Here is a 23,971-nt window from a genome sequence, read left to right on the forward strand (position 1 = left end):
GAGGATTCCGCGCACGCGGACATGGCCGGCGGGCGCGGCAAGGGGCCGATGGGGACGCCTCACCCGGTCGGGGCGAGGACGGCAGGCCGAGGCGCACCCGCATGAAGGGGTGTCGCTGTCAGGCCCGGGCCACCGTCGGCGGTCCTCTTCCGGGCACGCACCGGGCCAGGAGCACGGCGTGCAGACGGACGGCCGGTGCGCCGCGGACCGGGGCGCTCGGCTGCTGCGGGACAGGGCATCGCAGCAGCGGCAGGATCAGGCGGCGCACCACCAGGGCGGCGAGCCGCCGCAGGACCCGATCGCCGTGCAGCAGGAACACCGCGGTGCCGAACGTCGCCAGCGCGTGCGCGACCGTCATCGCCCACCCCATGCCGTGCGGCATCGGTCCGGCCGTGCCGGCCGCGTCCAGAGCCCCGCCGGCAGGGTCCGGCATCACGCCGGGGCCGAAGCCCATGTCCATGTCCGGCGGCATCTGCATCGTGTCGGGCACGACGGACAGGCCGTCGCTCGTACACAGGTACGTCCCGGTCGCGGCGCCATGACCGGACGCGGAAGTGGTCGTCAGGGCGGTGGGGTGAGCCGGCATCGACAGCCGGTCGAGGGCCAGGTGGAGCGCGAACTGGGCCGTGGCCAGCACGGAGACGGTGCTCCGGAACGACCGGCGGTCCCGTGTCCCGGGCAGCATCACGCCGACGGCCAGCAGGGCGGCGAACAGGCCGCACAGCACACCTGGTCCGGGCAGGTCCCCGCCGGCCATAACGTGCGCCACCATGCCCAGCAGCAGGGACGCCGAAGCGCCGAGCAGACCCGTGCAGGTCCGCTCGCGACGGCTCTCCGGTGTGCGCACCGGCACAACCTACCGGCGCCTGGGGTGGCCGTCACCGCCCTGACCAGCAACAACGTGCACGAACGGCAGGATCTGTGCGCTTTCGGGGCACATTCTCAACCCTCTTCCCCGCCATGGGACTTGTCGCTCGCAGCGTCGCGGCGGCTGTCACAGGCGGGCCGGGCGCCGTGCCCCGGACCGTGAGCCGAATCACCACAGGCGGGATCACCGCAGGTGGAGTCCGGGCCGGGGCGGATCGGGTGGCCGGGCCGGGCGAGCACCGGCGTGGCGCCCGCCCGGAGCATGCATCAGGACTGCGCGCCGCGGCGGCGGCGCAGGCCCAGCACGCCGAGGGCGGCGACTGATGACACCGACGACGCCCGGGAGGCGGGCAGACGTGCCGTCAGGCCGCCCTGCGGCACCGCCGCCTGCCGGAGCAGCAGCCGGCCCCCGCGCCGACTGCCGTCACCGGTCCGCCAGCACCTCGGACGACGCTTCCCACTGGTGCGGAATCGGCGGGAGGGGCGAGGGTGTGCCCGCCCCGTCCGGCTGCAGCGAGACCGTGCGCGTGGGCGCGGGGATCGAGATGCCCTCCGTCCGGTACCGTTGGTGCAGGCGCTTGATGAACTCGTGCTTGATCCGGTACTGGTCGCTGAACTCGCCGACGCCCAGGATCACCGTGAAGTTGATCCTGGAGTCCGCGAAGGTGTGGAACCGGACGGCGGCCTCGTGGTCGGGCACGCCACCGCTGACGTCGGCCATCACGCTGTCGACGACGTCGAGGGTGACCCTCTCCACGTGCTCCAGGTCGCTGTCGTAGCCGACCCCGGCCTGGACCAGGATCGACAGCTTCTGCTCGGGCTGGGAGTAGTTCGTCATGTTCGTCCGCGCCAGGCGGCCGTTGGGGATGATCACCAGGTTGTTCGACAGGTTGCGCACCACGCTGTTGCGCCAGTTGATGTCGACGACGTACCCCTCCTCCCCGCTGGTGAGCCGGATGTAGTCACCCGGCTGGACCGTCTTCGAGGCGAGGATGTGCACACCCGCGAAGAGGTTGGCGAGGGTGTCCTGCAGCGCCAGCGCGACAGCGAGACCGCCCACGCCGAGGGCCGTGACCAGCGGGGCGATGGACACCCCGAGGGTCTCCAGGGCCACGAGGACACCCATCGACAGCACCACGACGCGGGTGATGTTGACGAAGATGGTCGCGGACGCCGCGACGCCCGTCCGGGACGCGGCCACCGACTGCACCAGCCCGGCCACCACCCGGGCCGCCCTGAGCGTCGCGACGACGATGAGCACGGCCGTCAGCGACTGGTCGACCAGCCCCCCGATCCGCGCGGTGAGCGGCAGGGCCGAAGCGGCCACCGCGGCCCCGGCGATCACGGCCGCCCAGGGCACGATGGCGCGCAGCGCGTCGACGATGATGTCGTCCCCGCTCCACTTGGTCCTGCTCGCGTGCTTGCCCAGCCACTTCATCAGAGCCCGCAGCACCAGACCGGCCGCACAGCCGGAGGCCATCGCGATGCCGGCCACCATCCAGTCGTGCAGGACCAGGTCCCGGGTCACCGCCTCGCCCCCGCAGCGTGGAGGGCGAGGGAACGGGCCGCCGCCGGCCGCCGTGCGTACTGTGTCGTCACCTTGTCGCCTGTCAGGTCGTGTTGTGCGCAGCCGCGATGGAGCGGATGTACGCATTCCGAACGAACTGCCATCCTGCCCCATGGCCCGGCTGCCGCCACAGCCGGACCCCGGCCCTCCGGCCGCCCGGCCGGCCTCGACGAGGGCGCCCACGACGCGGCCGAAGCGCCGGCCGGACAGCACACCGCCCGGCCCTCCACGGCATGCGCCGCGGACTGCGATGACGGGAGGCCGGACCCGGCACGCCGGACAGGGCCCCCGACAGCAGACAGGCCCGGCCGGGCCGGTGGGCGCGCGGGCGCGACGCCGAAAGGGGGTGCCCGCGCGAACCGGGCGGGAACGGCACAGCCGGGCCGGCAGTCGTCGAGGGTGCTGCAGGGCCCGGCCGGGGGTGCACGAAGTCACGTGCGATAGCCTCGGGTCACGGTCACTTCGGCGGAGGGCGGCACACCGGATGAAGGCGTACGTGATCCACGAGAACCCGGACTGGTACCCGCCGTTCGCAGCGGCCTTCGAGGCCGAGGGCGTGGACCACGAGCCGTGGCTGCTCGGGGCCGGCGTGCTCGACCTGGACTCCGAGCCGCCGCCCGGCGTCTTCTGGTCCCGGATGAGCGCCTCCGCCCACACCCGCGGCCACGCACTGGCCAAGGACCACACCCGGTCCGTACTCAACTGGCTCGAAGCGCACGGCCGCAGGGTCGTCAACGGCCGCCGGGTGCTGGAGCTGGAGATGAGCAAGGTCGACCAGCTCACCGCGCTGCGCGCGGCCGGCATCGAAGTCCCCCGCACCCTGGCCGTCGTCGGCCGCGACGACCTGCTGGCGGCCGCCGCCACGCTGCCCGCGCCCTTCATCGCCAAGCACAACCAGGGCGGCAAGGGACTCGGGGTCGCCCTCTTCGAGAGCGTCGACGCCTTCGCCGACCACCTCGACGACCCCGGCCACCAACCGCCCGTGGACGGGATCACCCTGCTCCAGGAGTACCTGAAGGCCGCCGAACCGCAGATCACCCGCGTCGAGATCGTGGACGGCGAGGTCGTGTACGCGCTCACCGCCGACACCGCCCGCGGCGGCTTCGAACTCTGCCCGGCCGACGCCTGCGCCGTCGACGGCGGCCCGCTCGCCGCCGGCCTGTTCGCCCTGCGCAAGGACTTCGACCACCCGGTCCTCGGCCAGTACCTGGACTTCGCCCGCCGGCACCGGATCGAGGTCGCCGGCTTCGAGTTCATCGAGACCGCCGACGGACGCCTGGTCACCTACGACGTCAACACCAACACCAACTACAACCCCGAGGTGGAGGCCGCCGCGCCACGCTCCGGGCCACGGCAGGTCGCCCGGCTCCTGAAGCGGCTGATCACCGAGGAGGAAGGCTCCTGATGCGCTACGGGTACTGGATGCCGATCTTCGGCGGCTGGCTGCGCAACGTCCCCGACGAGGGCATGTCCGTCGACTGGCCCTACCTGCGCGACCTCGCCGTCGCCGGCGAGCACCACGGCTTCGACCTCACCCTCATCGCCGAGCTCAACCTCAACGACATCAAGGGGCACCGCGCCCCCAGCATCGACGCGTGGACCCTCGCCCCCGCCATCGCCGCGGTCACCACGCACCTCGAACTCATGCTCGCCGTACGTCCCAACTACCACCAGCCCGCGCTCACCGCGAAGGCCCTCTCCACCCTCGACACGATCGCCCCCGGCCGGCTGAGCCTGAACGTCGTCTCCTCCTGGTGGAAGGACGAGGCCACCCAGTACGGCGTCCCCTTCGACGTGCACGACGCCCGCTACGCCCGCACCGCCGAGTGGCTGGAGGTGCTGCACCGGCTGCTGACCGAGGAGACGGTCACCCACCACGGCGCCCTCTACGACCTCCGGGGCGCGGTCATGGAGCCCAAGCCGACCCGCCGGCCCACCGTCTACATGGGCGGCGAGTCCCCCACCGCCAAGGACCTGATCTCCTCCCGCGGCGACGCCTACGTCATGCACGGCGACCCGCCCGAGACCATCGCCGCGAAGATCGCCGACATGCGCGGGCGCCGGGCGGCCCACGGCCTCCCGCCGCTCACCTTCGGCGTCTCCGGCTACGTGATCTGCCGCGACACCGAGCAGGAGGCCCAGGACGAGCTGCGCCGCATCCTGGACGTCCGCTCCTCCCCCGAGGCGTACGCCTCCTACCGGGACTTCGTGGAGGGCTCGCACCTGGAGTCGGAGATCTCCCTGCAGGAGTACAGCGTCTCCAACCGCGGCCTGCGCGCGGACCTGATCGGCACCCCCGACCAGATCACCGCCCGGATCGAGGCCTACGAGCAGGCGGGGGTCGACCTGATGCTGCTCCAGTTCTCGCCCCAGCACAGCGAGATGGAGCGCTTCGGCCGCGACGTCATCGCCCCGGCGAAGGCCGCACTCCCGACGCGGTAGCCCCCTGCCGGTACCGGCACCGGGCCGGGCCGGGGCACGTGAATCTGTCAGGAAGTCGGAATGTCTTCTCAGCACACCCTGCTGCCACGTTCGGCACCGGCCGCCTCGGGGATCTCGTCCCGTTCGATCACCGCACTGCTGGACCGTCTCGAAGCACGGTCCGTCGAGTGTCACTCCATCATGGTCGTGCACCGGGGCCGCGTCGTGGCCGAAGGCTGGTGGGCGCCCTACTCCGCCGACCGTCCGCACCTTCTCTACTCGTTGACCAAGTCGTTCACGTCGATCGCCGTGGGGCTGGCGATCGCCGACGGGCTGCTCTCGCTGGGCGATCGGGTGGTGGACGTCCTGCCCGACCACGTCCCGGCCGACGTCTCGGAGCAAGGCGGCCGCATCACCGTCCACCACCTGCTGTCCATGACGGCCGGGCACCCCGCGGACAGCCTCGCCGAGGCCTGGGAACTGGAGCCCGACGACCTGGTGAAGGGCTTCCTGCGCCTGCCCTTCGCCGCGGCCGAGGGAACGCGGCACACCTACGACAACTCGACCACCTACATCCTGGCTCGCATGGTGGAACGGGTCACGGGCCGCGGTCTCCCGGAGTTCCTCGACGAACGCATCTTCAAGCCGATGGGCGTCGACCACGCCGAATGGGACCGGGTGAAGAGCGGTGCCGCCTTCGGGTTCCACGGACTGCACCTCACGACCGAGGCCGTCGCCGCCTTCGGTGAACTGCTGCTGCGCGGAGGCCGCCGGGGCGACCGGCAGCTCGTCCCGCGCGAGTGGGTGGAACTCGCGACCGGACGGCACATCGACTGCCTGCCGTTCAAGGACGACGGATCGGACGACGCCGACTTCTCCTGCGGGTACGGCTACCAGTTCTGGAGGTCGCGTCACGGATACCACGGTCACGGTTCCTTCGGACAGCAGTGCGTGGTGGTCCCGTCGCACGACCTCGTGGTCGCCGTGACCGCCCAGGGGGACGCCCAGGAGGTGCTCGACGCCATGTGGGAGTGCCTGCTGCCCGGCGTGGGCCGGGCGGGAAGCGCCCAGGACGACGGGATCCTCGCCGATCGGCTGCAGCGGCTGTCACTGCCGCCGGTGCCGGGTGCGGCCGATCCGGAGCGTTCGGTCGACGCGAGACTGGACGCCTCCGCAGAGGCCTCGGCTCTGCCCGACGGAACGACGGTCGTCGTCGGTCCCACCGACGGCGGGTGGCTCGTACGGCTCGGGCCGCTCCTCGACGTCGAGGTCGGCCACGGCGCATGGCGGGAAAGCTCCCCGCTCGGCCGGCCGGTCGTCGCGGCCGGAGCCTGGCAGGGCAGCGTGTTCGTCGCCGACCTCTACGTCATCACCACCCCGCACCGGGTCAGGCTGGTCGTCGACGCCGGCACCAGGACCGCGACGGCGACGTGGAGCACACTGCCCCTGACCGGCCCCAGCCTGGAGTTGCACGTGCGATCGCCCCTCATGACACGACCTGACGTCGCGTAGGAGATGTCCGGGAGCAGGACCTCGCCAGGCCCCGACGAGGAGCCGGACGAGGCAGGACACGGACTTCAGGGCAGTGGCCGGGACCGCGGGAGCGGCGCAGCGCGGCCCGGCGCGCCAGAGGGGTGAGCGGGCCGGGACAGTGACAGAGCGGCGAGGACGCGGCTTCTTCCCCGCGCTCTCCATGATCGACATCATTCTTCCGGGGCCGAATCCCCCGATCAGGAGTGCGGGAAGGGCCGGGCACCCGGCGGCTGTCGCGCGGCGCTCCAGCCGGCGAGGGTGGGGAAGAGGGTCTCTGCCAGGCGCCGGACCGCGGACATGTCCGGGGATCCGGCGTCCTGACGGAAGACGGCAACATCGAGACTCGGGCCGCCCGGGGCTGCCGGGTCCTGGGCGACCATCACATGGCGCACGAGTGCGCCGCCGGTGGTGACCTTCCCGTTCCCGCCGGTGCGGAGGACCGTCGTGTGGTCGACGTACTCGACGGCCGGGTGGCCGAGGACGGTCGTACGGGTGGGGAGGAACTGTGCCATGCCGGCGATTTGTCCCGCTCCCTCAGGCTGCGCCGTGCGGCCACCACTGTCCGGCAACACCATCGGCCGGGTGATCATAAACAGGCCCGGATCGGCCTGTCGCCCGGGTTTCACCAGGCCAGGAGACGAAGGCCGGGCGCGGCGTGTGTGCGGGTCCGCGTTCGGGACCGGCCGGCTCGGCACGCGCGCACCGGGCCGGCGGGGAGAGCGCGGCCCACGCGTCGATCACGGCGGCCGGGGTGACTGTCCATCACGTCGAGCGGCGGTGATCGTCGGGTGCGAGGCGCGGCCGAACCGAAGTGCGCGGATGCCGACCGCCCCCGATGCGCCGCTCGGCGCGAGGGCGGCAGCGACCCCACGGACGCATCGCCGAGGCCGGTGGCGGCGCGGCCTTCGTCAGCCGGGTCGGCAGAACGGCCTCAGCAGGGGAAGGCCCCGGGGGCCCACCGGTCGAGGAAGTCGGCGGTCGGCCGCAGCTCGGTGGCGAGGAGCCGCTGCTGGGCCGCCACCCAGGGCTCGGCCAGGACGGTGGCGATCGCTCCGGGAAAGGTGGAGAAGCGTGCGCAGGCCAGGACGGAGGCCCGCAGCTGCGGACCCGGCAGGTGCAGGAGCCCGGTGCGCAGGATGTTCTCGAGCCACGGCTGCTGCTCGGGCCGGTACGGCGGGAGCGTCCGGAAGCGATGGGTGATGACGGAACCGGGGACGCCGAGCGACGGGCGCCCTGCACGCCACCAGCGCAGTGCCAGTTCCACGTCCTCCAGCCCGAACCCGCTGAAGGCTCCGAAGCCCCCGAAGCCCCCTGCGGCGAGGAAGCGGTCGCGGGCGACCGCCAGGCAGCCGCCCGGGAGGAGCCCGACCTCGACGGGTCCGGGTCCGGCCACCGGGTGCCAGCGGTAGGCCAGCAGGGGGTCGACGAGTTCGGCCCCGCAGCCCACGAACCGGCTGTCGGAGGCGTCCCGCACCGCGGGCCCGACCAGCGCGTCGGGCGCGTGGTCCAGCGCGGCCAGGAGCGGGGTCAGCCAGCCGTCGTCCACGGCGCAGTGGGCGTCGAGGAAGACGAGGACCGGCTGGTCCGCGGCCCGTGCGCCGCGGTTGCGGGCGCCGGCCACACCGGTGTGGTCTCCGCGCAGGGTCCGCACCCACGGCGGCCAGTCCCGTACGCAGCTGCCGTCCGTGCTCCCGTCGTCGACGAGGACGAGCTGCCGCGGCCGCACGGACGCGCTCGCCACCGACCGGACGGTCTCGGCGACGCGGTCGCCCTCCTGGTAGGCGGAGACGACGACGGAGACGGGGACCGAGGAACGCATGCCGGCGTCAGCGCTCCGCCGGAGGCACGGGCTGCGGGCCGGCGGCGGTCAGTTCCGGCGGCAGGCCGGCGGCCACCGAGGCGGGCGTCACGGAGCGGCTCCAGAAGTTCCGGCACTCCGGCAACAGGCGGCCGTGCCGGGCGGTGTCCACCCAGGAGTACCGCTCCGGTTCCCGGCTCAGGGCGAAGCCGCGCAGCAGCGCGAATTCGCAGAACCCGCCGAACCCGGCGGCGTGCGCGTAGCTGCTGATCGTCCGGCCGTGCGCGTCCCGGCAGTGGGCGCGGACCCCCGCGTGGACGTGCCGGGGAACCACCAGGGGCGGGGGTGCGGTCAGGTCCGGCCGGACCGGTTCGCCGTAGAAGGCGGTCGGACAGCGCCGCCAGCCGTCCGACTCCGGCCTGGTGCCGTCCGGTTCGAAGGCCATCCGCGGCCGGCCGTGGTCGAACAGGCGGGCCGTCAGCTCGCACGGCGCCGTGAAGACCTGGTCCGAGTCGAGGTGCAGGATCATGTCCGCGTCCGTGTAGCGGTCCGCGTTCAGCTTGGTGATCTGCTGGCCGAGGTAGTCGTCGGCGTAGTCGCGGCACGTGTGCAGACGGACGCCCGCCGACTCGATCGCCGACGGCTCCATGCGTCCGAGACTCGACCGCGGCACGACCACGACGACCCGGCGGTGGCCGGACGCGAACAGGGCGATGGACCGCAGTGCAAGGTCCAGCCACTGCCGGTCGCGGTGGTAGGACCGGATGAAGACGTCGAGGACCGGGGTCACGCGGCGGGCTCGCCCCCGAGGTCGATCGCGGGTCCGGGAGTGCCCGTGATGCCGCCGGGCGGCAGCGTCATGAGGAGTTCGTCGAACCCGGGGAACACCTCGGCCCACCGCGTGTCGCCGGCCCAGTGCGGTGCGATCCCCGCCGCGAGCGCGAGGTGGAACCCCGTGAGCCGGGAGATCCGGGCCCGGTCGAGATCGAGGGCCAGGACGTCACCGAGGCGGACGGTGTCCAGCCCGAGTTCCTTCAGCGCCGCCGCCGGGCTCGCCGCGTGGGCCTTGAACTCGGTCCCGTCGGTCAGGATCTGGGCCTGCCGGGGCACGAAGCCGATGTCGGCGAGCTCGCCGGAGACGACCGCGGACCGCTCGTTGACGAACAGGGACACCCAGTCCACGCCCGCGCCCGTCAGGTCCTCGAACAGGAACTTCGTCATCGCCGCCGCCAGCCCCACGTTGGTGGTGTCCCGCACGGAGAGGAACGACGGGGTGAGCAGCGCCTGCCCGTTGTCGCCGACCACCGCCACCGCCACGCCGCGCAGGGTCCTCGCGCCGATGCCCGACGGTGGCCAGGGACGCTCGTCGAAAGCCACGACGGCCCTGGTACGGGCTCTCGCCGTGAGCGGGACGAGGACCTCGTCGAGCAGGTGCCCGAGGCCGCGCTGCCTCAGGAAGAGGGCCAGCTCCGGCCGGTACTCGCCGAGGAGGTCGGTGGTGATCCGCAGTTCCAGGCGGTCGTTCGGCTCGCCGTGGAGGTTGTTCATCGCTGCTCCTCGCTGCTGCTGTCGTCCACGTCGTGGAGCCACGCCACCGCCGAGTACCGCACGCCGGTGCGCACCGGGCGGACCTCGTGCAGCAGATCGGAGCGGAAGGTCACGGCGGAGCCGGCCTCCAGCCGGATGTTCTCGGGCTCCACGGTGCCGTCGGGACGTGGAACGTGGACGACCAGCGCCCCGCCGTCGAAGGACGGGAGGCCGTCCCGCGGCGTCGAGTCGTTCAGCAGGCAGACGATCGACAGCCTGCGACGGCGTACGACGGCCGGATCCAGCGGGTCGTCGGAGCTGTCCCGGTGGGCGCGGAAGAGACCGCCCGGGGCGTAGCTGCAGAACTTCGGGCCGTCCAGCGAGAGCCGTGGCCATCGTCCGTCCGCGAGCGCCTTCCGTGCGACCTCCCGCATGGCGGCGATGACGGGACCGGTCCGGTCCGGCGCCAGCAGGTGCTCCGAGCAACTGCGCATGCTCAGGTCGACCACGTCCGTGCTGCGGCGCAGCACCGGGCCGGTGACGGCGGTGGAGCCGGCCATGGCCTCGACGACGGCGCGGCAGTCCTGCGGTGACAGTGCGTTGCGCCAGATTCTCGGCTGCGTCCCGGCGTGCTCCTGACGGCGGGGAATGCCAGTCCGCATGCTTCACCCACTCTCGGTCGGTCCTGCGGCGCGTGAACGAGGAGCCCGCCGACACGGTAACCGATGGTGGAGCCGGAATCACGGAAGGTGATCACCCGGGGTGCGCCGTGCCCCGGCATTCGGTCACGGCCCCTCCGGGCCCATGGATGAGCAGTGAGCTCAGTCGTGGAGCTGTCGTGGCGCTCGGTGAGCCCGGGCGGAGCCAGGACCACCGCGACCGGGCGGATGCCGGTGCCCGCGGGTGCCTCGTCATGCGCCTTCGGCGTATGTGCCACAGACTGCCAGGAAAGACGTACCCGGTTGCTGCTGAGCGGAGAGACGCGTGAGTCTGCTGCCCTCGTTCGAGGACACGACCGACTTCGAGAGCGCGGACCGAGGGTTCCTGGGGGCGCTGGTACCCGCGGTGGTCAGGGCCGCTGACGGGCGGGTGGTGTGGGACAACGACGCCTACGACTACCTCAAGGGCGAGTGCCCTGACACCGTCAACCCGAGCCTGTGGCGGCAGGCACAGCTGTGTGCGAAGCAGGGCCTGTACGAGGTGACGGAGGGGATCTACCAGGTCCGGGGGCTGGACCTGTCGAACATGACGCTGGTGGAGGGCGAGCGCGGGGTGATCGTCATCGATCCGCTGATCTCCACCGAGTGCGCTGCCGCCGCGCTGGCGCTCTACCGCGAGCACCGCGGCGAGCGGCCGGTCACCGGTCTGGTCTACACGCACTCGCACGGCGACCACTTCGGCGGGGCCCGCGGTGTGCTGGCCGAAGGCGAGGAGGGGGGCGTGCCGGTGATCGCACCGGCCGGGTTCCTGGAGCACGCGGTCAGCGAGAACGTCTATGCCGGCAACGCGATGACCCGCCGGGCCATGTTCATGTACGGCGACCGGCTGCCCAAGTCGCCGCAGGGCCAGGTCAGCGCCGGGCTGGGGATGACCACCTCCACCGGCACCGTCTCGCTGATCCCGCCGACCGTGGACGTCACCCGCACCGGCCAGGAGGAGACGGTGGACGGTGTGCGCATCGTCTTCCAGCTCACCCCCGGCACGGAGGCCCCGGCGGAGATGAACTTCTCCTTCCCGCAGCGGCGCGCACTGTGCCTGGCGGAGAACGCCACCCACAACATGCACAACATCCTGACCCTGCGCGGGGCGGTGGTACGCGACTCCCGCATCTGGTCGCGCTACCTGGACGAGGCCGTCGACTTCTTCGGCGACAGCTACGACGTGGCCTTCGCCTCGCACCACTGGCCCACCTGGGGCCGCGAGAACGTGGTCGAGATGCTCACCCAGCAGCGCGACCTGTACGCCTACATGCACGACCAGACACTGCGGATGCTCAACTCCGGGCTCACCGGCCCCGAACTGGCCGAGGAGATGCAGCTGCCGCCCGCGCTGGAGCAGGCCTGGCACGCGCGCGGCTACTACGGCTCGCTCAGCCACAACACCAAGGCCATCTACCAGCGCTACCTCGGCTGGTTCGACGGCAACCCCGCCCACCTGTGGGAACACCCGCCGGTGGAGCTGGCCAAGCGCTACGTGGACCTGGCCGGCGGCCCCGAGGCGGCCCTGGTCAAGGCCCGCGCCTACGCCGCCGAGGACGACCTGCGCTTCGCGGCCACCTTGCTGAACCACCTGGTCTTCGCCGCCCCGCAGCACCAGGAGGCCAGGGAGGCCAGGGAGGAACTGGCCGGGGTCTACGAGCGGTTGGGCCACGGCTGCGAGAACGGGCCGTGGCGCAACTTCTACCTGATGGCAGCGGTGGAACTGCGCCAGGGCCCGGGCACCATCGAACTGGACACCAGCGGCGGCATGGCCATGGCACTGACCACCGACATGCTGCTCGACTCCCTCGCGGTGCGCATCGACGGCCCCGAAGCGTGGGACGACGCGCTGACCCTCGACCTCGACCTGACCGACGAGGGGCACCGCCACCGCCTGACCCTGCGCAACGGCGCCCTGACCCACCGCGCCACCACCGTCGAGGCCCCGGTGGACCTGACGCTGACGCTCACCAAACCGCAGCTCCTGGGACTGCTCGCGGGCAGCGGCCTGGACGGCATCCGGCACGAGGGTGACCCCGCGGTGCTCGGCCGCCTCCTCTCCTACGTCACCACGCCCGACAAGTCCTTCGCCATCGTCACCCCCTGACGGTGGCGAGGGCAGCAGGCCCGGCGGCACGTCTCCGCGCGGCAGCGGCGCAGATCCGCTGGGGCCGCCCCACCGGCGCCGATGTCACGGCGGGGACGGTGACCGGGCTGTTCAGCATCCCCGAGGGCATGGCGTACGCCTCCATCGCCGGGTTCAACCCGGTGGCAGGCCTGTACGCCGGGGTGGTGCCGCCGGTCCTGGGGTCGCTGACCGCGCCGACGGTACTCATGGTGACCACCCTGACCAGCGCCATCGCGCTGACCGGGCAGAGCGTCATCGCCGACGCGGGCCTGGATCCGCACACGGACGGCACGGTCGCCGCGCTCACCGTCCTGGTGGGCACGGTCATGCTGCTCATGGGCGCGCTGCGCCTCGGCGTGGTGCTGAGCTTCGTCTCCAACGCGGTGATGACCGGCTTCTCCACCGGCATCGCCCTGCAGATCGTCACCGGGGTGCTCGGCGACGCCACCGGCTACAAGCCGCCCGGCCACAACAAGCTGCTGCAGCTGGGGAACTGGCTCGCCGGCGTCGGCCACTGGCAGCTCGCCCCCACCCTGGTCGCCACCGCGACCATCGCCGTGTGGGCCCTGGCCCGCACCATGCGCCGACTGGAGCCGGTGGCGCTGCTGGTGGCCATGGTGCTGGTCAGCGCCGCGGTCGCGGTCCTGGGCACGGACGTGGAACTGGTGCGCGGCATCGCCCGCATCCCCGCCGCGCTGCCAGGCCTGTCCTTGCCGGACTGGGGCGCGATGCCCCACCTGGTCGGCGGCGCACTCTCGGTCGCCCTGGTCGCCCTGGCCCAGGCCGCCGGGGTGGCGCCGTCCATGCCCAACCCGGACGGAAGCCGCTCCAGCGTCAACGGCGACTTCGCCGCCCAGGGCCTGGCCAACCTCGGCGGCGGCCTCTTCCAGGCCCTGCCCGCCGGCGGCTCGCTCTCCCGCACCGGCGTCGCCGCCAGCGCCGGCGCGAAGACCCGCTGGGCCGGGGTGATCTCCGGGGTGTTCCTGGCCCTGGTCGTCCTGGTCGCCGGCAAGCTGGCCGAACGCATCCCGATTCCGGTCATCGGCGGCCTGATCCTGATCATCGGCGGCGAGCTCATCTGGGGCAAGCGCGCCGACATCGCCCTGGTCCGGCACACCTCGAAGCTCTCCACCGCCGCCATGGCGATCACCTTCGCCGCCACCACCCAACTCCCGCTCCAGCAGGCCATCGTCATCGGCGCGGTGCTGTCCCTGCTGCTCTACTGCGTCCAGGCCGCCCGCCAGGCCGAACTGGTCGCCCTGGAACGCCGCCCCGACGGCGTCTGGGCCACCACCGGCGCGCCCCCGCCCCCCGTACTGCCCCCGGGCCAGGTCACCGTCCTCGCCTACGAGGGCACCAACCTCTTCGCCGAACTGCCCCGCCTGGAGACCCGCCTCCCCCGCGTCGAAGGAGCCCGCAACGCGGTCCTCGTCCTGGTCATGCGCACCGCCCCCGACGTCCCCTCCTCCGCCATGCTCAAACTCCTGCGCCGCTACGCCACCACCCTGCACGCCCACGGCGGACGCCTCGTCCTCGCCGGCGTCCAACCACCCCTCGCCGCCCTCCTCCACCGCACCGGCCTCGCCTCGGTCCTCGGCGACGACGGCATCGTCCCCACCGAACCCGCCCTCCTCGCCCCCCTCGACCATGCCATGGAGAAGGCACGCACCTGGATCAGCGCAACTGCCCCTCGTACAGGGCCGGAAGATCTTCCCTAGAGATCCGGACCCGATCGCGTCGTGGCCTTCTTGAGGCGCCGCCAGCAGATGATGGTGCAGCCCACGGTCGAAGTGCCCGGCCGTGAGCGTGCGGTCCGCCGCCAGGTGCACGGTGGCGCCCCGGGCGTTCGCCCAGTCACCCACCAGGTCCTGCTCACTGATCGCGGCCCGGTCTCCGCCCGCCCCCGCACAGGCGGTACAGCCCAGGACCAGGCCACCGGCAACGACCACAGCAGCCACACCACGAACACCGGCGCCGGACCGGCCCAAGAACCCGATCCTGCTCCGCTGCCAGCGCGAGCAGGCCACGCCCCCGAGCGGCCCGGACAGCTACGCGCCGGGATTGTCGGTGCCCGTTCCTACGATCACGGTGTGCCTGATGCCTTCACCGTCCTGTGGACCCATGACGTATGCCGCGCCCTGCGCCGCGCCGGCCGCACCGACCGGCGGCCGCCGGTCGCCTTCAGCGGCGTGCACACCTCCCTGCCCACCTGGTCCGGCGCCCGGGCCGGGGACGACGTGTACGCGGTGCACGTCGACCGGGGCGTCGTCCACGTGGTGAGCCGGATGCGGATCACCGACCTGGAGCGGGGCGCGTGCTGCGGCACCGCCCCCACGAACTGGGACCAGCCCGCCTTCCCCGGGCACGGCGACTGGTCGATGCTCGGCGCCGGCGGCTGCGGCGCGCAGGCCGTACACGTCGAGGCCACACCCGTACGCTTCGACCAGCCCATCCCCGGCGACCTCCTCGCCCAGCTCACCTGGCGCAACCGCCGGGGCCGCACCCGCCAGCTCAAGCACGTGACGGACGGCCGCCTCGAACACTCGATCAGCCTCCAGGGCTTCTACCGCCTCACCCCCGAATCCGCCGACGAACTGGCAGGGATCACAGGCGACACCACCGCCTGACACCCTGACACCCTGACGGCCCGCCAGGCGGACGGTACGGGGCACCGCCCGGGCCCGGCGGCGCCGGCCGGGAAGCCCTACGGTGCCGATTCCAGGGCAGAGCACGCTCCGGCTGGCCGCGGAGAAGATCCGGCGGTGGAGCGTCCGGCAGTGCTGGGAACGGGTCCGGTGCAGGGCGAACGAGGTTCTTGGGCACCGGCGGCCGACGCGGGAGGACGTTGCCGGTGGGACGGCGCAGGCGCGGGTACCCCGTACGCCTTCTACCGGACCGCCCCGGTGTGCGGGCGCTCCCCGGCGGCCGGGTCGGCTGCCGCTTCCAGGCAGGAGCGGGCCTGCCGCAGGAGGGCCGCGGCGTGGCGCAGGTGGCGGCTGACCAGGGGCAGGAGGGTGCCGCGGAAGCGGTCGGCCGTGTGCAGTTCGGTGGCGGCTTCCTGGAGGAGGACGCCGGCACGGCGGATCGTCGGGCCCCGGTCGCTGTCCCGGTACTCCCCCGCGAGGGTGACCGCGGTGCGGGCGAGTTCGCCGATGCCGGGGTCGTCCACGGGGTCCGCGCCGAAGTACGTCAGCAGGGATGCCAGTTGTGCCAGCAGACCGTCCCTGCGCCTCATCCACCACTCGCTCACGCTGGGATCATGCCGCATCGCACAGTGTCCCGGGTCGTGAACAGGCCAACTCCTCCTCCACCGGCGGACGGACGGTCAGGCGGTCCCGGGATGCGGTCGTGCCCCCGCGCCCCGTGCCCCGGGGCGTTCGGCCTCATCGCCAGCCACGGCGACGTCCTCCGGCCCGCGGCATCCGTCGGGCGAACGAGCAGCAGTGTCAGCACGGTTGTTGACCGAAAGATGCTCACGTCGAGGAGATCGAGCCGTCCTGTGGCGTCAGCCGCGGTCCTCCCGGTCCGGTGCGGAGAAGCGGGCCCCGCTGACGACGGTGTCCCCCGCCCTGGTAGCCCGCACGTACATGTTGTACTCCTCCGGCCCCGGACCACCGTCGCCGGAGACCATCCAGCCGAGGCCGTGGTCCTCGGTGTACCGGATCACCTCCGTGTCGACCTCGGAGACCGGCCTACCGGTCAGCCGGACACCGCCCAGGTCGGCCTGGGGGCCGGTGCGCCCGTGAACGGTCACGGCCGCCAGGGCGGGGAGGCCTTCCGGGTACCAGTAGTGGGCGGCCGGCGCCTCACCGTCCAGCGCGGCAGCCACCTGATGCGTGCTCATCCCGAATCGCAACGGCCCCACCCCCACCAGCGGGTCGAGCACCCACCGTGCCCGTTCCTCTTCCGGCTTCCTCGTCCATCAACTCACCGGCGCATCCCCGCGCTCACTCCCGACGGCCCCGGCACCGCCTGCCGGTGATCTTGCCGACCACCCCACGCGGCCCTCCGACGAAGCGGCCGACCGAGGCCGGAAATCGCCCGGGAGGCGTCTCCCACGGCGGGCGCGGGCGCCTCCCGCAAGGGCACCGGCCTGTACGGACAACCCCGCGAAGACCCCGGCGGCCGGCCCGTCGGGGCTGATGGTGGTGGGCGAGGACGGAGTCGAACCGCCACAGCCGAAGCGGGGGCTTTACAGGCCCCTGGGCTCTCCCATGCCCAGCTCGCCCTTGGCGGAGGAGGTGGGGGTCGAACCCACACGGGTGCTCATCGCACCCCAACGGTTTTCAGGACCGAGGCCGGCGCCGCCTGTCGGCTGGCTCCTCCATGACTGTGCCGTGCTACGCGGAGAGTGCGCGGATCGAACGCGCGCGGGTGCGACCCCGACGACGGCTTAGCAAGCCGCTGCCTTACCACTCGGCCAACTCTCCAGGCGTACTGCGCTGCCGGACGAGGATTCGAACCCCGATCACCTGATCCAGAATCAGGTGTGCTGCCGTTGCACCATCCGGCACGAGAGGACGGCAACAACAGAAGGGCCGCCCGGGCGGGGACACGTTCCCCGGGCGGCCCGGCAACAAGGCCGGTCAGCGCACTACGAGGACGTCCCGCTGCTGGGGGAACTTGAGGAGCGCTGATACGACCGGACACAGGCGTTGGCGTTCACGTCGCGCTCCTTCCTGGGTCTGTGTGGCGCGATGGGTTCATCGTGCCGACTCCCGACAGCAGGGACAACCCGTTTTCGGGCCCGCCCCGGCAGCTGCGGGCCGCACGGCGGCCGGCGGCAGTCGGTGGGTGCGCCGGACCGTCCGCATTCTCCCGGACTACGCTGGCGGGCCGGGGAGTCAGGGGAAGGAACGAGTGGCCGTGGACGAGAACGGAATGGACGGGAAGGAGACGGGTGGCACGCCCGTCTTCATGGCGCTGCCGGTGCCGGAGACGGCAGACAGCGACCCCTTCCACCGGTGCCTGACGGATGTGGTCCGGGTACTGGGCCTTGATGTCGTACGTGTGCCGGGCTCCGACGACCGCAGGTGGGGCCACCGCGTCCGGGCGGCCCTGCGCGAGGCCTGCGAGCAGGACGCAACGGCCTTCCCCGAGGCGTCCTTCGAGGTGCTGATACGCGCGGCCGTGCACGACCCGAACCCGAGTTTCAACCGGTGGTTCGTCGAGGCAGCCCTGAACGCGTTCGGACGCCGGCGGGTGCGCTTTCGGCTGATCGACCACCTGCGGACGGGCACGGACACGGAGCGGGCGGGCGCAGCGAGGGCCTGGTACTGGACGGCTCTGCCGCTCGACCACCCCCGCCGTGGACCGGCGGGGCCGGGCGGGGCCGGGGCGGAAGTGGACGACGGTTCCGTGGCCGTACGCGAGTGGCGCGAGGCGGCGCTGCAGGAGTTCGTGGGCAACGAGCACCTGGAGGTCCGCCGCTGCATCCTCCCCGTCCTGCCGCTCCGGCTGTCCGCCTATCCTCCGGAACTGCAGCACCTGGTGGGAGAGGCGGTGGCCATCGCCCGGTCGCATCCGGACGACTACCTGCGGCACCGGGTGGAGCACCAGATCCGCGACTGACACAGCGGGACGGTCCGGTGACGGGCCGGGCGTGATCAGCATGGCCAGCGGACGGCGGCCGCCTTCCCCGGCAAAGCGGGTCTTGGAGGTCAGACGCCCCGGGACCGATCGAGTCCTTCGTCGGAGCGGTGCTGCCGGGGCGTTGATCTACGCTCTGGGATCCGGGGCGTTCTGCACGGTGCACCGGCAGCGTGCTGGTGGGCCCGGCACGGGGTGGAGTTTTCCATCATCTACCGAACCGCTCCGGCAGGTCCCGCCACGGGATGCCCGTACGGACCCGGAACAGGATCCCGTTGATCACCGTCCGGTGATCAGCCCCACGTCCGCCCCGGCGCCCGGCCTCCGGCAGATGTGGTGCCGGTTGCACCCGCTCGTCGTTCGTAAGATCACCCCGTCCCACGACCGGCACAACGGTCCGCGCGAGGCGATCACATGATCCGCCGGACAGAACCCAGGAGCTGTCCGGCCGAGCTCCGTCGTGGCACCCTCGGTGGGTGCGGTCGATCCGCCGCGCGGGGGAGCGGAGGGAGCTGGGGACATGGCGGCCGAAATCGTCGCGCTGGTCGGAGTGGTGGTCGGCGCGGGTGCCTCGTACATGATCACCGCCCTGTCGGAGCGGGCTCGTTGGCGTCGGCAGCTCGACGTGCGCTGGGACGAACGGCGGCTGGCCGCGTACTCCGATTACGCCGGTTCCATCAAGAACATCGTGGCCATCGCCAACCGGTTGGCCGGCCACCGTGGTTTGACGCCGCACGGCACGCCGCTGGAGCCCACCGCGCAGAACCTGGCCCTGCTCGACGACGCGGAGGACCGGCGGATCGCCATGGTGGAGACCGTCCGGCTGCTCACCGACACCGACACGATGACGGCCGTCACGGCACTCAACCACTCCGTGTGGCACCTGAGTTCGATGAGCAGTGGCCGGGCGCCGGGAGATCCGGACGAGTGGGCCGCGGCCTTCGCCACCTACCGGCGGGCGCGCAACGAGTTCCACCGGTGCGCCCGGGCCACGCTCGGGATCCCGGGCGTCGCCGTGTCCCGGAACATGACCTGGCCTCCGCGTTGGGTCCGGGGTTCCGGCCCGGCCGGGGCGGCGGGCTCCGCGCCCTGACGGGTACTGCCAAGCCCTGTACGACAATTCGCGTCGGACAGGCGCGCGCCGGCGGGTGCGCCGGCGGATCGGCCTCGGCAGGTCCGGTGCGGCAGGACAGGTGACCACCAGGGCTACCCGGCACAAGACTTGAGACGTCAGATGTCTCACTCAACTGCCCGGGAGCCCTGTCCGTTCTTCCCCGACCCACGACCGCCCAGCCGTCACCCGATCGGTGGCCGTTCTGAAATTGCTCATTGCTTCCGGTGGCGCAGTTCGGTGGGGGTCATCTGGTAGGCCTTGCGGAACACCCGGTTGAAGGCGGGGGCACTGCGGAAGCCCCAGCGGGCAGCGATGGCGTGGACGGGGTGGTGGAGCAGCTCCGCCTTGGTGAGGTCGGTGCGGCAGCGCTCGAGCCGGCGGCGGCGGATGGAGGCCGCGACGCTTTCCTCTTCGCCCTGGAACAGCAGGTGCAGGCGGCTCAGTGAAATGTTGTGGTGGTCCGCGATGGCTTTCGGTGTCAGCTCCGTATCGCTCAGATTGGCGTCGATGAAGTCGTTGATCTCGGCCATCAGGGATGCGGATCGCGACTCGACGGGGAGGTCGTCGTAGGAGTCCAGGTTCCGGGCCAGGCATGTGGAGGTGAGGTCGACGGCTATTCTTCCCAGGCGGGTGCGCTCGTGTTCGGAACAGCCGGTCAGGTTGGATCTCAGGGTAGAGATGAGCTGTGCCAGTATCGCTCCGACACCGGTGTCGCCGGGTATCCGGTGGGCAAGTAGCCGGTCGATCTTTTCGGCCCGGATCGGCATGACACTCTTGGGGATCTGCAGGATCACGGCCCGGACCGGATCGCCACTGTCAGGGGCACCGGCCTCGTAGGGATGGGAGGTGTCCCAGAGGACCATGTCGCCGGAGATCAGTCCGGAATCGTTACGGCGCTGCGATATCCACATGGGGCTTCCCGTCACGAGCGCCAACTGGTACTGCTCCGGGTCTGATTTCCTGATGAGCGCAGGCGTGCGTCGTGACCGCAGCGGCCCGTACGAGAATTCCGAAAGCTGCACAGGGCCGAGGTCCACCGCCGAGGCTTCCGCCCTGAACTCGCGGGGCTCCTCGCAGCTGATCTGCGTGGGCGCCAGCGCGCTGGCGACAATATCCGTGAACCACTCGAATCTGTCTTTTGCCGGTATACCGGCCGAGGACATCATCAGTACCATCTCGCACAATCCCCTGAACGAAGAGACCTCACGGTCGGAACACCGGCCTGGTGGCGCAGTTCGGGGGGAGTCATCCGGCAGGCCTGGCGGAGCACCCGGTTGAAGGCGGAGGCACCGGGGGGAAGCCCCGGCGGGCAGCGATGGCGCTGACCGGGGTGGTGGATGAAGCAGCTCCGCCCTGATGGTCAACCCGCCTCTGCGACGACCGCAATGCTGACGGCTCTGTCATCGCGCTGGACGGCCGCAGGGCGCTGACCGGCATCAATGCCATCAACCCGTGACTTTGGAACAGTCCTGGGCCCTGTGTCCGGAGATCAACCCAGGAACGTCGTGTGTCGCGGCATCAGGACCGGAACTGTGGCCCTGGCCGGCACCTCTGCGGACAGGCGCTTCCTACCCATCGTCACCCTACCTGTAGACCTTGAGCCACCACGCCCGGTACCCACGGGCGCGGCCCGCTGCCGCAGCCGCCTCGACCGGGCTGACGTGCTGATCTTTTCCCTGCGGCCTAACGGCTGGCTAACATTCGACTGTCAGGTGGATCACCTGTAGGTGACAGGCCGACAGGCCGGGGTGGGGGCATGGGATGCGGTTCGGGCTGCTGGGACCTCTGACCGTGGAGGCGGGCGACACCCGACGGGTCGTCACCGGCCCGAAGGTCGGACTGCTGCTGGCCGTGCTCCTCACACGGCCCAACCGTGCGGTGACCACCGACCAGCTCAGCGCCGTCCTGTGGGATGACAGCCCGCCCCGGACCGCGAGCGCGGCGCTGCACAACCATGCGGCCCGCCTGCGTCGGGTGCTGGGACCGGACGGCTCCAGGCTCCGGTCCACGGCGTACGGGTACCTGCTGGAGGTCGGTGACGGGGAACTGGACAGTGACGTCTTCACCACCCACGTCCGCCGCGCGCGCATCGCCCACATCCAGGACAACTGGCCCACCGTCAGCGCCGAAACGGCCGCCGCGTTGGCGCTCTGGCGCGGCCGTCCCCTCGCCGGTCTACCGCTCCCTCGCGCCCTGGAGCCGGAGGTGGAGCACCTGCTGCAGACCCGCCTCCAGACACTGGAGTGGCATTTCGACGCCCAGCTGCACCTTGGTCACCACTACGAGGCGGCGACCCAACTCGGCCGATGGATCATCGAGTACCCCCTGCACGAGGCCTTCCACGCCCAGCTGATGACCGCCCTCTACCGGGGCGGCCGCCAGGCCGAAGCCCTCCAGCTGTTCGACCGGCTCCGCGCCCGCCTCGCCGAGGAGCTCGGCATCAACCCCGGGCCTGCCCTGCACGCACTGCACCAGCAGATCCTCACCGCCGACCCCGCACTTCTGCGTGAGGGCGCCGACCCCGCCCAGGTGTCCAGCGAGCCACCCGGCGACACCTCACCACCGACCGCGCCCCCCGTGACCACCACGGCACCGTCCCGGAACGTTCCGGCGCAGACCCCGGCGGACATCGCCGACTTCACGTCCCGCACGACGGAGCTGGACACGCTGGTCGCGCTGCTGCGGCCGGCCGTCACGGACCGGGCCCCGCGCGTGGTGGTGATCTCCGGCATGGGCGGTATCGGGAAGACGACCCTGGCCATCCGCGCCGCCCACCAGCTCCGGGACGCCTTCCCGGACGGGCAGCTCTACGCGGACCTGCGGGGCTTCGGGACGGGCGCCGCGCGAAGCGCACACGATCTGCTGGCCCGCTTCCTCACCGACCTCGGGGCCGGCGGCCAGGCCCTGCCCCAGGACACTGACGACCGGGCCGCCCTCTACCGGACCACCCTCACCGACCGCCGCATCCTGATCATCCTCGACAACGTCCGCGACACCGAGCAGATCATCCCCCTGCTGCCCGGCAACGGCTCCTGCACCGTCGTCGTCACCACCAGGAACACCCTGGCAGGGCTCCCCGGCCCTGCCCGAATCGCTCTCAAGCCCCTGAACGCGATCGAGCAGCACCAGGTCCTGGCCGCCGTCTGCGGTCCCGAGCGGCTGACCTCCGACCCTGCGGCGACCAAACAGATCCTCGATGCCTGCGCAGGACTGCCCCTCGCCCTGCGAATCGTCGGCGCACGCCTGACCACCCGGGCCACCATGACGCCGAACGCCCTCGCCGAGCGCCTCGCCCGGGCCGGCGGCCGCCTGCAGGTGCTGACCGCCGACCACCTGGCCGTCCACGACGTCTTCCTGATGAGCTACCAAGCCCTCAGCAACAGCGACAAGCCGCTGGAACGCGAAGCCGCCCGCGCGTTCCGCCTCATGGGGCTCTGGTCGGCGCATCCTCTCTCGTCCGGGGCCACCGCCGCTCTCCTCGACGTGTCGCCGGAGCAGACACTCAACCTCCTGGATGTCCTGGTCGACGCACATCTCCTGCAGGACTGCGGCGACGACCAGTACCGCTTCCACGACCTGCTCGGCGAATTCGCAGCCCATACGGCAGCCGCCGAAGAACCCGAGGGCGAACGCGACGCCGCACTCCTGCGTCTGCTCACCTGGTACTGCGCCGCCACCCACCACGCCAGCGCCGTCACCGCCCTCAAGGATGCCCGCCTGCCCCAGCCGAACACCGGAACCCCCCTGCCGGACTTCGCCGATGCGGGTGAGGCCCTCGCCTGGTACACACGCGAGCTGCCCACCCTCAAGGCGGTCATCCGACAGGCCGCGAAGTGCCCACAGCCGGATCTTGCATGGCGGACGGCCGGCGCGATGCTCGACTACGGCCACAGCTGCTGGTGGGACGGACAGTGGGTGGAATGTCTGACCGAGGCCCTCGATGTCGCGCGCATGCACCAGGACCTGCGAGGCCAGGCCGTGATGCACAACCACCTGGGTGCCGCCCACGGAATGGCCTTCCGAACCGACGGGTGCCTGGAACACCTCCAAGCCGCAGAGAGCCTGCTCGAAGCCCTCGGGGACACCCGTATGCTCGCCAAAGTCCTCGGCAATCTGGCGTTGGCCCATCAGCAGGCGGGCCGACCGGGACAGGCCCTCGCCGTTCTCGAAAGATCCCTCCAACTGTCGCAGGAGAACGGTGACGAGGCCGATGCCCCGATCCTCTCCGCGATGGCCGGGCTGCGACTGGAGTCCGGGGACGCGGCGGCAGCCGAAACCATGTACCGGCAGCTGCTGGCCAGATTCCGTGATCAAGGACAGCTCGCCTACATCGCGATCACTCTCGTCAACCTGGGTGACACCCTGAGGGCCCTCCAGCGCCCGGAGGAGGCATTCCCGGCACTCGACGAAGGGCTGGCGGTCGCAAGACGGATCGGAGACCATGACACAGCCGCAGACGCTCTGGAGACCACCGCACGCGCCCACGCCCACTTCGGCAACCTGGACCAGGCTCGAAACTGCTGGGAACAAGCCCTCACCATTGCCCGCGAACACAACATCGACAAGATCGCACAAGACAGCCGCAAAGGACTGGACAGCATCAGGAGCCCTGATCCCGCAGGCCCCCGGACACCGTGAAGCGCGCGGCGTGCTCGGTGCCCGGCCGGGCATCCAGGCGCAACAGCGCCCCGATGGCATTCCACTGCTGGACCATGGCCGCACGGGCCGG

At 71.7% G+C, this 23,971-nt stretch carries 19 protein-coding genes, 4 tRNA genes and 1 pseudogene; 9 read left to right on the forward strand and 15 right to left on the reverse strand.

Annotated elements, in window-relative coordinates:
- Positions 1 to 118 precede the first annotated feature (118 nt).
- Both SNE206_RS27085 and SNE206_RS27090 read right to left on the reverse strand, forming a co-directional pair.
- Complete coding sequence (locus SNE206_RS27085; RefSeq protein ID WP_407916119.1) at positions 119 to 847, reverse strand: hypothetical protein; 729 nt, start codon at positions 845 to 847, stop codon at positions 119 to 121.
- Between the two features lie 444 nt (positions 848 to 1,291).
- A complete protein-coding gene (locus SNE206_RS27090) occupies positions 1,292 to 2,395 on the reverse strand; it encodes a mechanosensitive ion channel family protein (RefSeq protein ID WP_407916120.1) in 1,104 nt (367 codons plus the stop codon).
- A gap of 523 nt (positions 2,396 to 2,918) precedes the next feature.
- On the opposite strand from SNE206_RS27090, the gene SNE206_RS27095 reads away from it, so the two are divergent.
- The 3 genes from SNE206_RS27095 to SNE206_RS27105 are packed head-to-tail and all read left to right on the forward strand — an operon-like array spanning position 2,919 to position 6,367.
- Positions 2,919 to 3,839, forward strand: coding sequence for a RimK family alpha-L-glutamate ligase (locus tag SNE206_RS27095; protein ID WP_407916121.1), 921 nt, complete (start codon positions 2,919 to 2,921; stop codon positions 3,837 to 3,839).
- Positions 3,839 to 4,876, forward strand: a complete 1,038-nt coding sequence (locus SNE206_RS27100; protein WP_407916122.1) for an LLM class flavin-dependent oxidoreductase — start codon at positions 3,839 to 3,841, stop codon at positions 4,874 to 4,876. Before SNE206_RS27095 ends, SNE206_RS27100 begins: the two co-directional genes overlap by 1 nt.
- 60 nt (positions 4,877 to 4,936) lie before the next feature.
- Positions 4,937 to 6,367 (forward strand): serine hydrolase domain-containing protein, encoded by a 1,431-nt coding sequence (locus SNE206_RS27105; protein ID WP_407916123.1) that lies wholly within the window; start codon positions 4,937 to 4,939, stop codon positions 6,365 to 6,367.
- Between the two features lie 218 nt (positions 6,368 to 6,585).
- Here SNE206_RS27105 and SNE206_RS27110 read toward each other — a convergent pair whose 3' ends face one another.
- From SNE206_RS27110 to SNE206_RS27130, 5 genes are all read right to left on the reverse strand, one after another.
- Positions 6,586 to 6,900: a hypothetical protein gene (locus SNE206_RS27110; RefSeq protein WP_407916124.1), complete on the reverse strand. Its 315-nt coding sequence runs from the start codon at positions 6,898 to 6,900 to the stop codon at positions 6,586 to 6,588.
- 419 nt (positions 6,901 to 7,319) lie between these two features.
- Positions 7,320 to 8,207, reverse strand: coding sequence for a glycosyltransferase (locus SNE206_RS27115; RefSeq protein WP_407916125.1), 888 nt, complete (start codon positions 8,205 to 8,207; stop codon positions 7,320 to 7,322).
- A gap of 7 nt (positions 8,208 to 8,214) precedes the next feature.
- Complete coding sequence (locus tag SNE206_RS27120) at positions 8,215 to 8,976, reverse strand: hypothetical protein (protein ID WP_407916126.1); 762 nt, start codon at positions 8,974 to 8,976, stop codon at positions 8,215 to 8,217.
- Positions 8,973 to 9,734, reverse strand: coding sequence for a hypothetical protein (locus SNE206_RS27125; protein WP_407916127.1), 762 nt, complete (start codon positions 9,732 to 9,734; stop codon positions 8,973 to 8,975). The genes SNE206_RS27120 and SNE206_RS27125 overlap by 4 nt, the downstream gene beginning before the upstream one ends.
- Positions 9,731 to 10,375, reverse strand: coding sequence for a 2OG-Fe(II) oxygenase (locus SNE206_RS27130; RefSeq protein WP_407916128.1), 645 nt, complete (start codon positions 10,373 to 10,375; stop codon positions 9,731 to 9,733). The genes SNE206_RS27125 and SNE206_RS27130 overlap by 4 nt, the downstream gene beginning before the upstream one ends.
- A 322-nt stretch (positions 10,376 to 10,697) precedes the next feature.
- Between SNE206_RS27130 and SNE206_RS27135 the strand changes: the two genes are divergently transcribed.
- From SNE206_RS27135 to SNE206_RS27145, 3 genes are all read left to right on the forward strand, one after another.
- Positions 10,698 to 12,518, forward strand: a complete 1,821-nt coding sequence (locus SNE206_RS27135) for an alkyl/aryl-sulfatase (protein ID WP_407916129.1) — start codon at positions 10,698 to 10,700, stop codon at positions 12,516 to 12,518.
- Positions 12,519 to 12,520: 2 nt separating this feature from the next.
- Positions 12,521 to 14,257 (forward strand): SulP family inorganic anion transporter, encoded by a 1,737-nt coding sequence (locus tag SNE206_RS27140; RefSeq protein WP_407916130.1) that lies wholly within the window; start codon positions 12,521 to 12,523, stop codon positions 14,255 to 14,257.
- Positions 14,258 to 14,629: 372 nt separating this feature from the next.
- The gene (locus SNE206_RS27145) at positions 14,630 to 15,166 is read left to right on the forward strand and encodes a hypothetical protein (protein WP_407916131.1); all 537 of its coding nucleotides are present in this window, start codon (positions 14,630 to 14,632) and stop codon (positions 15,164 to 15,166) included.
- Between the two features lie 260 nt (positions 15,167 to 15,426).
- Here SNE206_RS27145 and SNE206_RS27150 read toward each other — a convergent pair whose 3' ends face one another.
- The 6 genes from SNE206_RS27150 to SNE206_RS27175 all read right to left on the reverse strand — a co-directional run bounded on the left by SNE206_RS27150 (position 15,427) and on the right by SNE206_RS27175 (position 17,052).
- Positions 15,427 to 15,789, reverse strand: coding sequence for a hypothetical protein (locus tag SNE206_RS27150; protein ID WP_407916132.1), 363 nt, complete (start codon positions 15,787 to 15,789; stop codon positions 15,427 to 15,429).
- 255 nt (positions 15,790 to 16,044) lie between these two features.
- The gene (locus SNE206_RS27155; RefSeq protein WP_407916133.1) at positions 16,045 to 16,383 is read right to left on the reverse strand and encodes a hypothetical protein; all 339 of its coding nucleotides are present in this window, start codon (positions 16,381 to 16,383) and stop codon (positions 16,045 to 16,047) included.
- Positions 16,384 to 16,685: 302 nt separating this feature from the next.
- Positions 16,686 to 16,768 (reverse strand) — tRNA-Tyr (locus tag SNE206_RS27160).
- A gap of 1 nt (position 16,769) precedes the next feature.
- Positions 16,770 to 16,865 (reverse strand) — tRNA-Ser (locus SNE206_RS27165).
- A gap of 19 nt (positions 16,866 to 16,884) precedes the next feature.
- A tRNA-Ser gene (locus tag SNE206_RS27170) sits at positions 16,885 to 16,969 on the reverse strand.
- A 12-nt stretch (positions 16,970 to 16,981) separates the two neighbouring features.
- A tRNA-Gln gene (locus tag SNE206_RS27175) sits at positions 16,982 to 17,052 on the reverse strand.
- 353 nt (positions 17,053 to 17,405) lie between these two features.
- Here SNE206_RS27175 and SNE206_RS27180 point away from each other — a divergent pair.
- Positions 17,406 to 18,110: a hypothetical protein gene (locus tag SNE206_RS27180; protein ID WP_407916134.1), complete on the forward strand. Its 705-nt coding sequence runs from the start codon at positions 17,406 to 17,408 to the stop codon at positions 18,108 to 18,110.
- Here the strand turns inward: SNE206_RS27180 and SNE206_RS27185 are convergent.
- Positions 18,078 to 18,510 (reverse strand): annotated as a pseudogene (locus SNE206_RS27185) (transposase); the annotation flags it as partial. The gene SNE206_RS27180 and the pseudogene SNE206_RS27185 sit on opposite strands and share 33 nt — an antisense overlap.
- 138 nt (positions 18,511 to 18,648) lie before the next feature.
- On the opposite strand from SNE206_RS27185, the gene SNE206_RS27190 reads away from it, so the two are divergent.
- Positions 18,649 to 19,221, forward strand: coding sequence for a hypothetical protein (locus SNE206_RS27190; protein ID WP_407916135.1), 573 nt, complete (start codon positions 18,649 to 18,651; stop codon positions 19,219 to 19,221).
- Positions 19,222 to 19,454: 233 nt separating this feature from the next.
- On the opposite strand, the gene SNE206_RS27195 is transcribed toward SNE206_RS27190, so the two are convergent.
- Positions 19,455 to 20,417 (reverse strand): helix-turn-helix domain-containing protein, encoded by a 963-nt coding sequence (locus SNE206_RS27195; protein ID WP_407916136.1) that lies wholly within the window; start codon positions 20,415 to 20,417, stop codon positions 19,455 to 19,457.
- 586 nt (positions 20,418 to 21,003) lie between these two features.
- Here SNE206_RS27195 and SNE206_RS27200 point away from each other — a divergent pair.
- Entirely contained in the window at positions 21,004 to 23,880 is a 2,877-nt protein-coding gene (locus SNE206_RS27200; RefSeq protein WP_407916137.1) for an AfsR/SARP family transcriptional regulator, read from the forward strand.
- Positions 23,881 to 23,971 lie beyond the last annotated feature (91 nt).

This window comes from Kitasatospora sp. NE20-6, from assembly GCF_045862635.1.

Excerpts from the sequence above, each read along its gene's own strand:
- SNE206_RS27105 (WP_407916123.1), top strand. The coding sequence starts at position 4,937 with ATGTCTTCTCAGCACACCCTGCTGCCACGTTCGGCACCGGCCGCCTCG.
- SNE206_RS27130 (WP_407916128.1), bottom strand. The coding sequence starts at position 10,375 with ATGCGGACTGGCATTCCCCGCCGTCAGGAGCACGCCGGGACGCAGCCG.
- SNE206_RS27125 (WP_407916127.1), bottom strand. The coding sequence starts at position 9,734 with ATGAACAACCTCCACGGCGAGCCGAACGACCGCCTGGAACTGCGGATC.
- SNE206_RS27100 (WP_407916122.1), top strand. The coding sequence starts at position 3,839 with ATGCGCTACGGGTACTGGATGCCGATCTTCGGCGGCTGGCTGCGCAAC.
- SNE206_RS27195 (WP_407916136.1), bottom strand. The coding sequence starts at position 20,417 with ATGGTACTGATGATGTCCTCGGCCGGTATACCGGCAAAAGACAGATTC.
- SNE206_RS27200 (WP_407916137.1), top strand. The coding sequence starts at position 21,004 with ATGCGGTTCGGGCTGCTGGGACCTCTGACCGTGGAGGCGGGCGACACC.
- SNE206_RS27155 (WP_407916133.1), bottom strand. The coding sequence starts at position 16,383 with ATGAGCACGCATCAGGTGGCTGCCGCGCTGGACGGTGAGGCGCCGGCC.
- SNE206_RS27110 (WP_407916124.1), bottom strand. The coding sequence starts at position 6,900 with ATGGCACAGTTCCTCCCCACCCGTACGACCGTCCTCGGCCACCCGGCC.
- SNE206_RS27115 (WP_407916125.1), bottom strand. The coding sequence starts at position 8,207 with ATGCGTTCCTCGGTCCCCGTCTCCGTCGTCGTCTCCGCCTACCAGGAG.
- SNE206_RS27095 (WP_407916121.1), top strand. The coding sequence starts at position 2,919 with ATGAAGGCGTACGTGATCCACGAGAACCCGGACTGGTACCCGCCGTTC.
- SNE206_RS27190 (WP_407916135.1), top strand. The coding sequence starts at position 18,649 with ATGGCGGCCGAAATCGTCGCGCTGGTCGGAGTGGTGGTCGGCGCGGGT.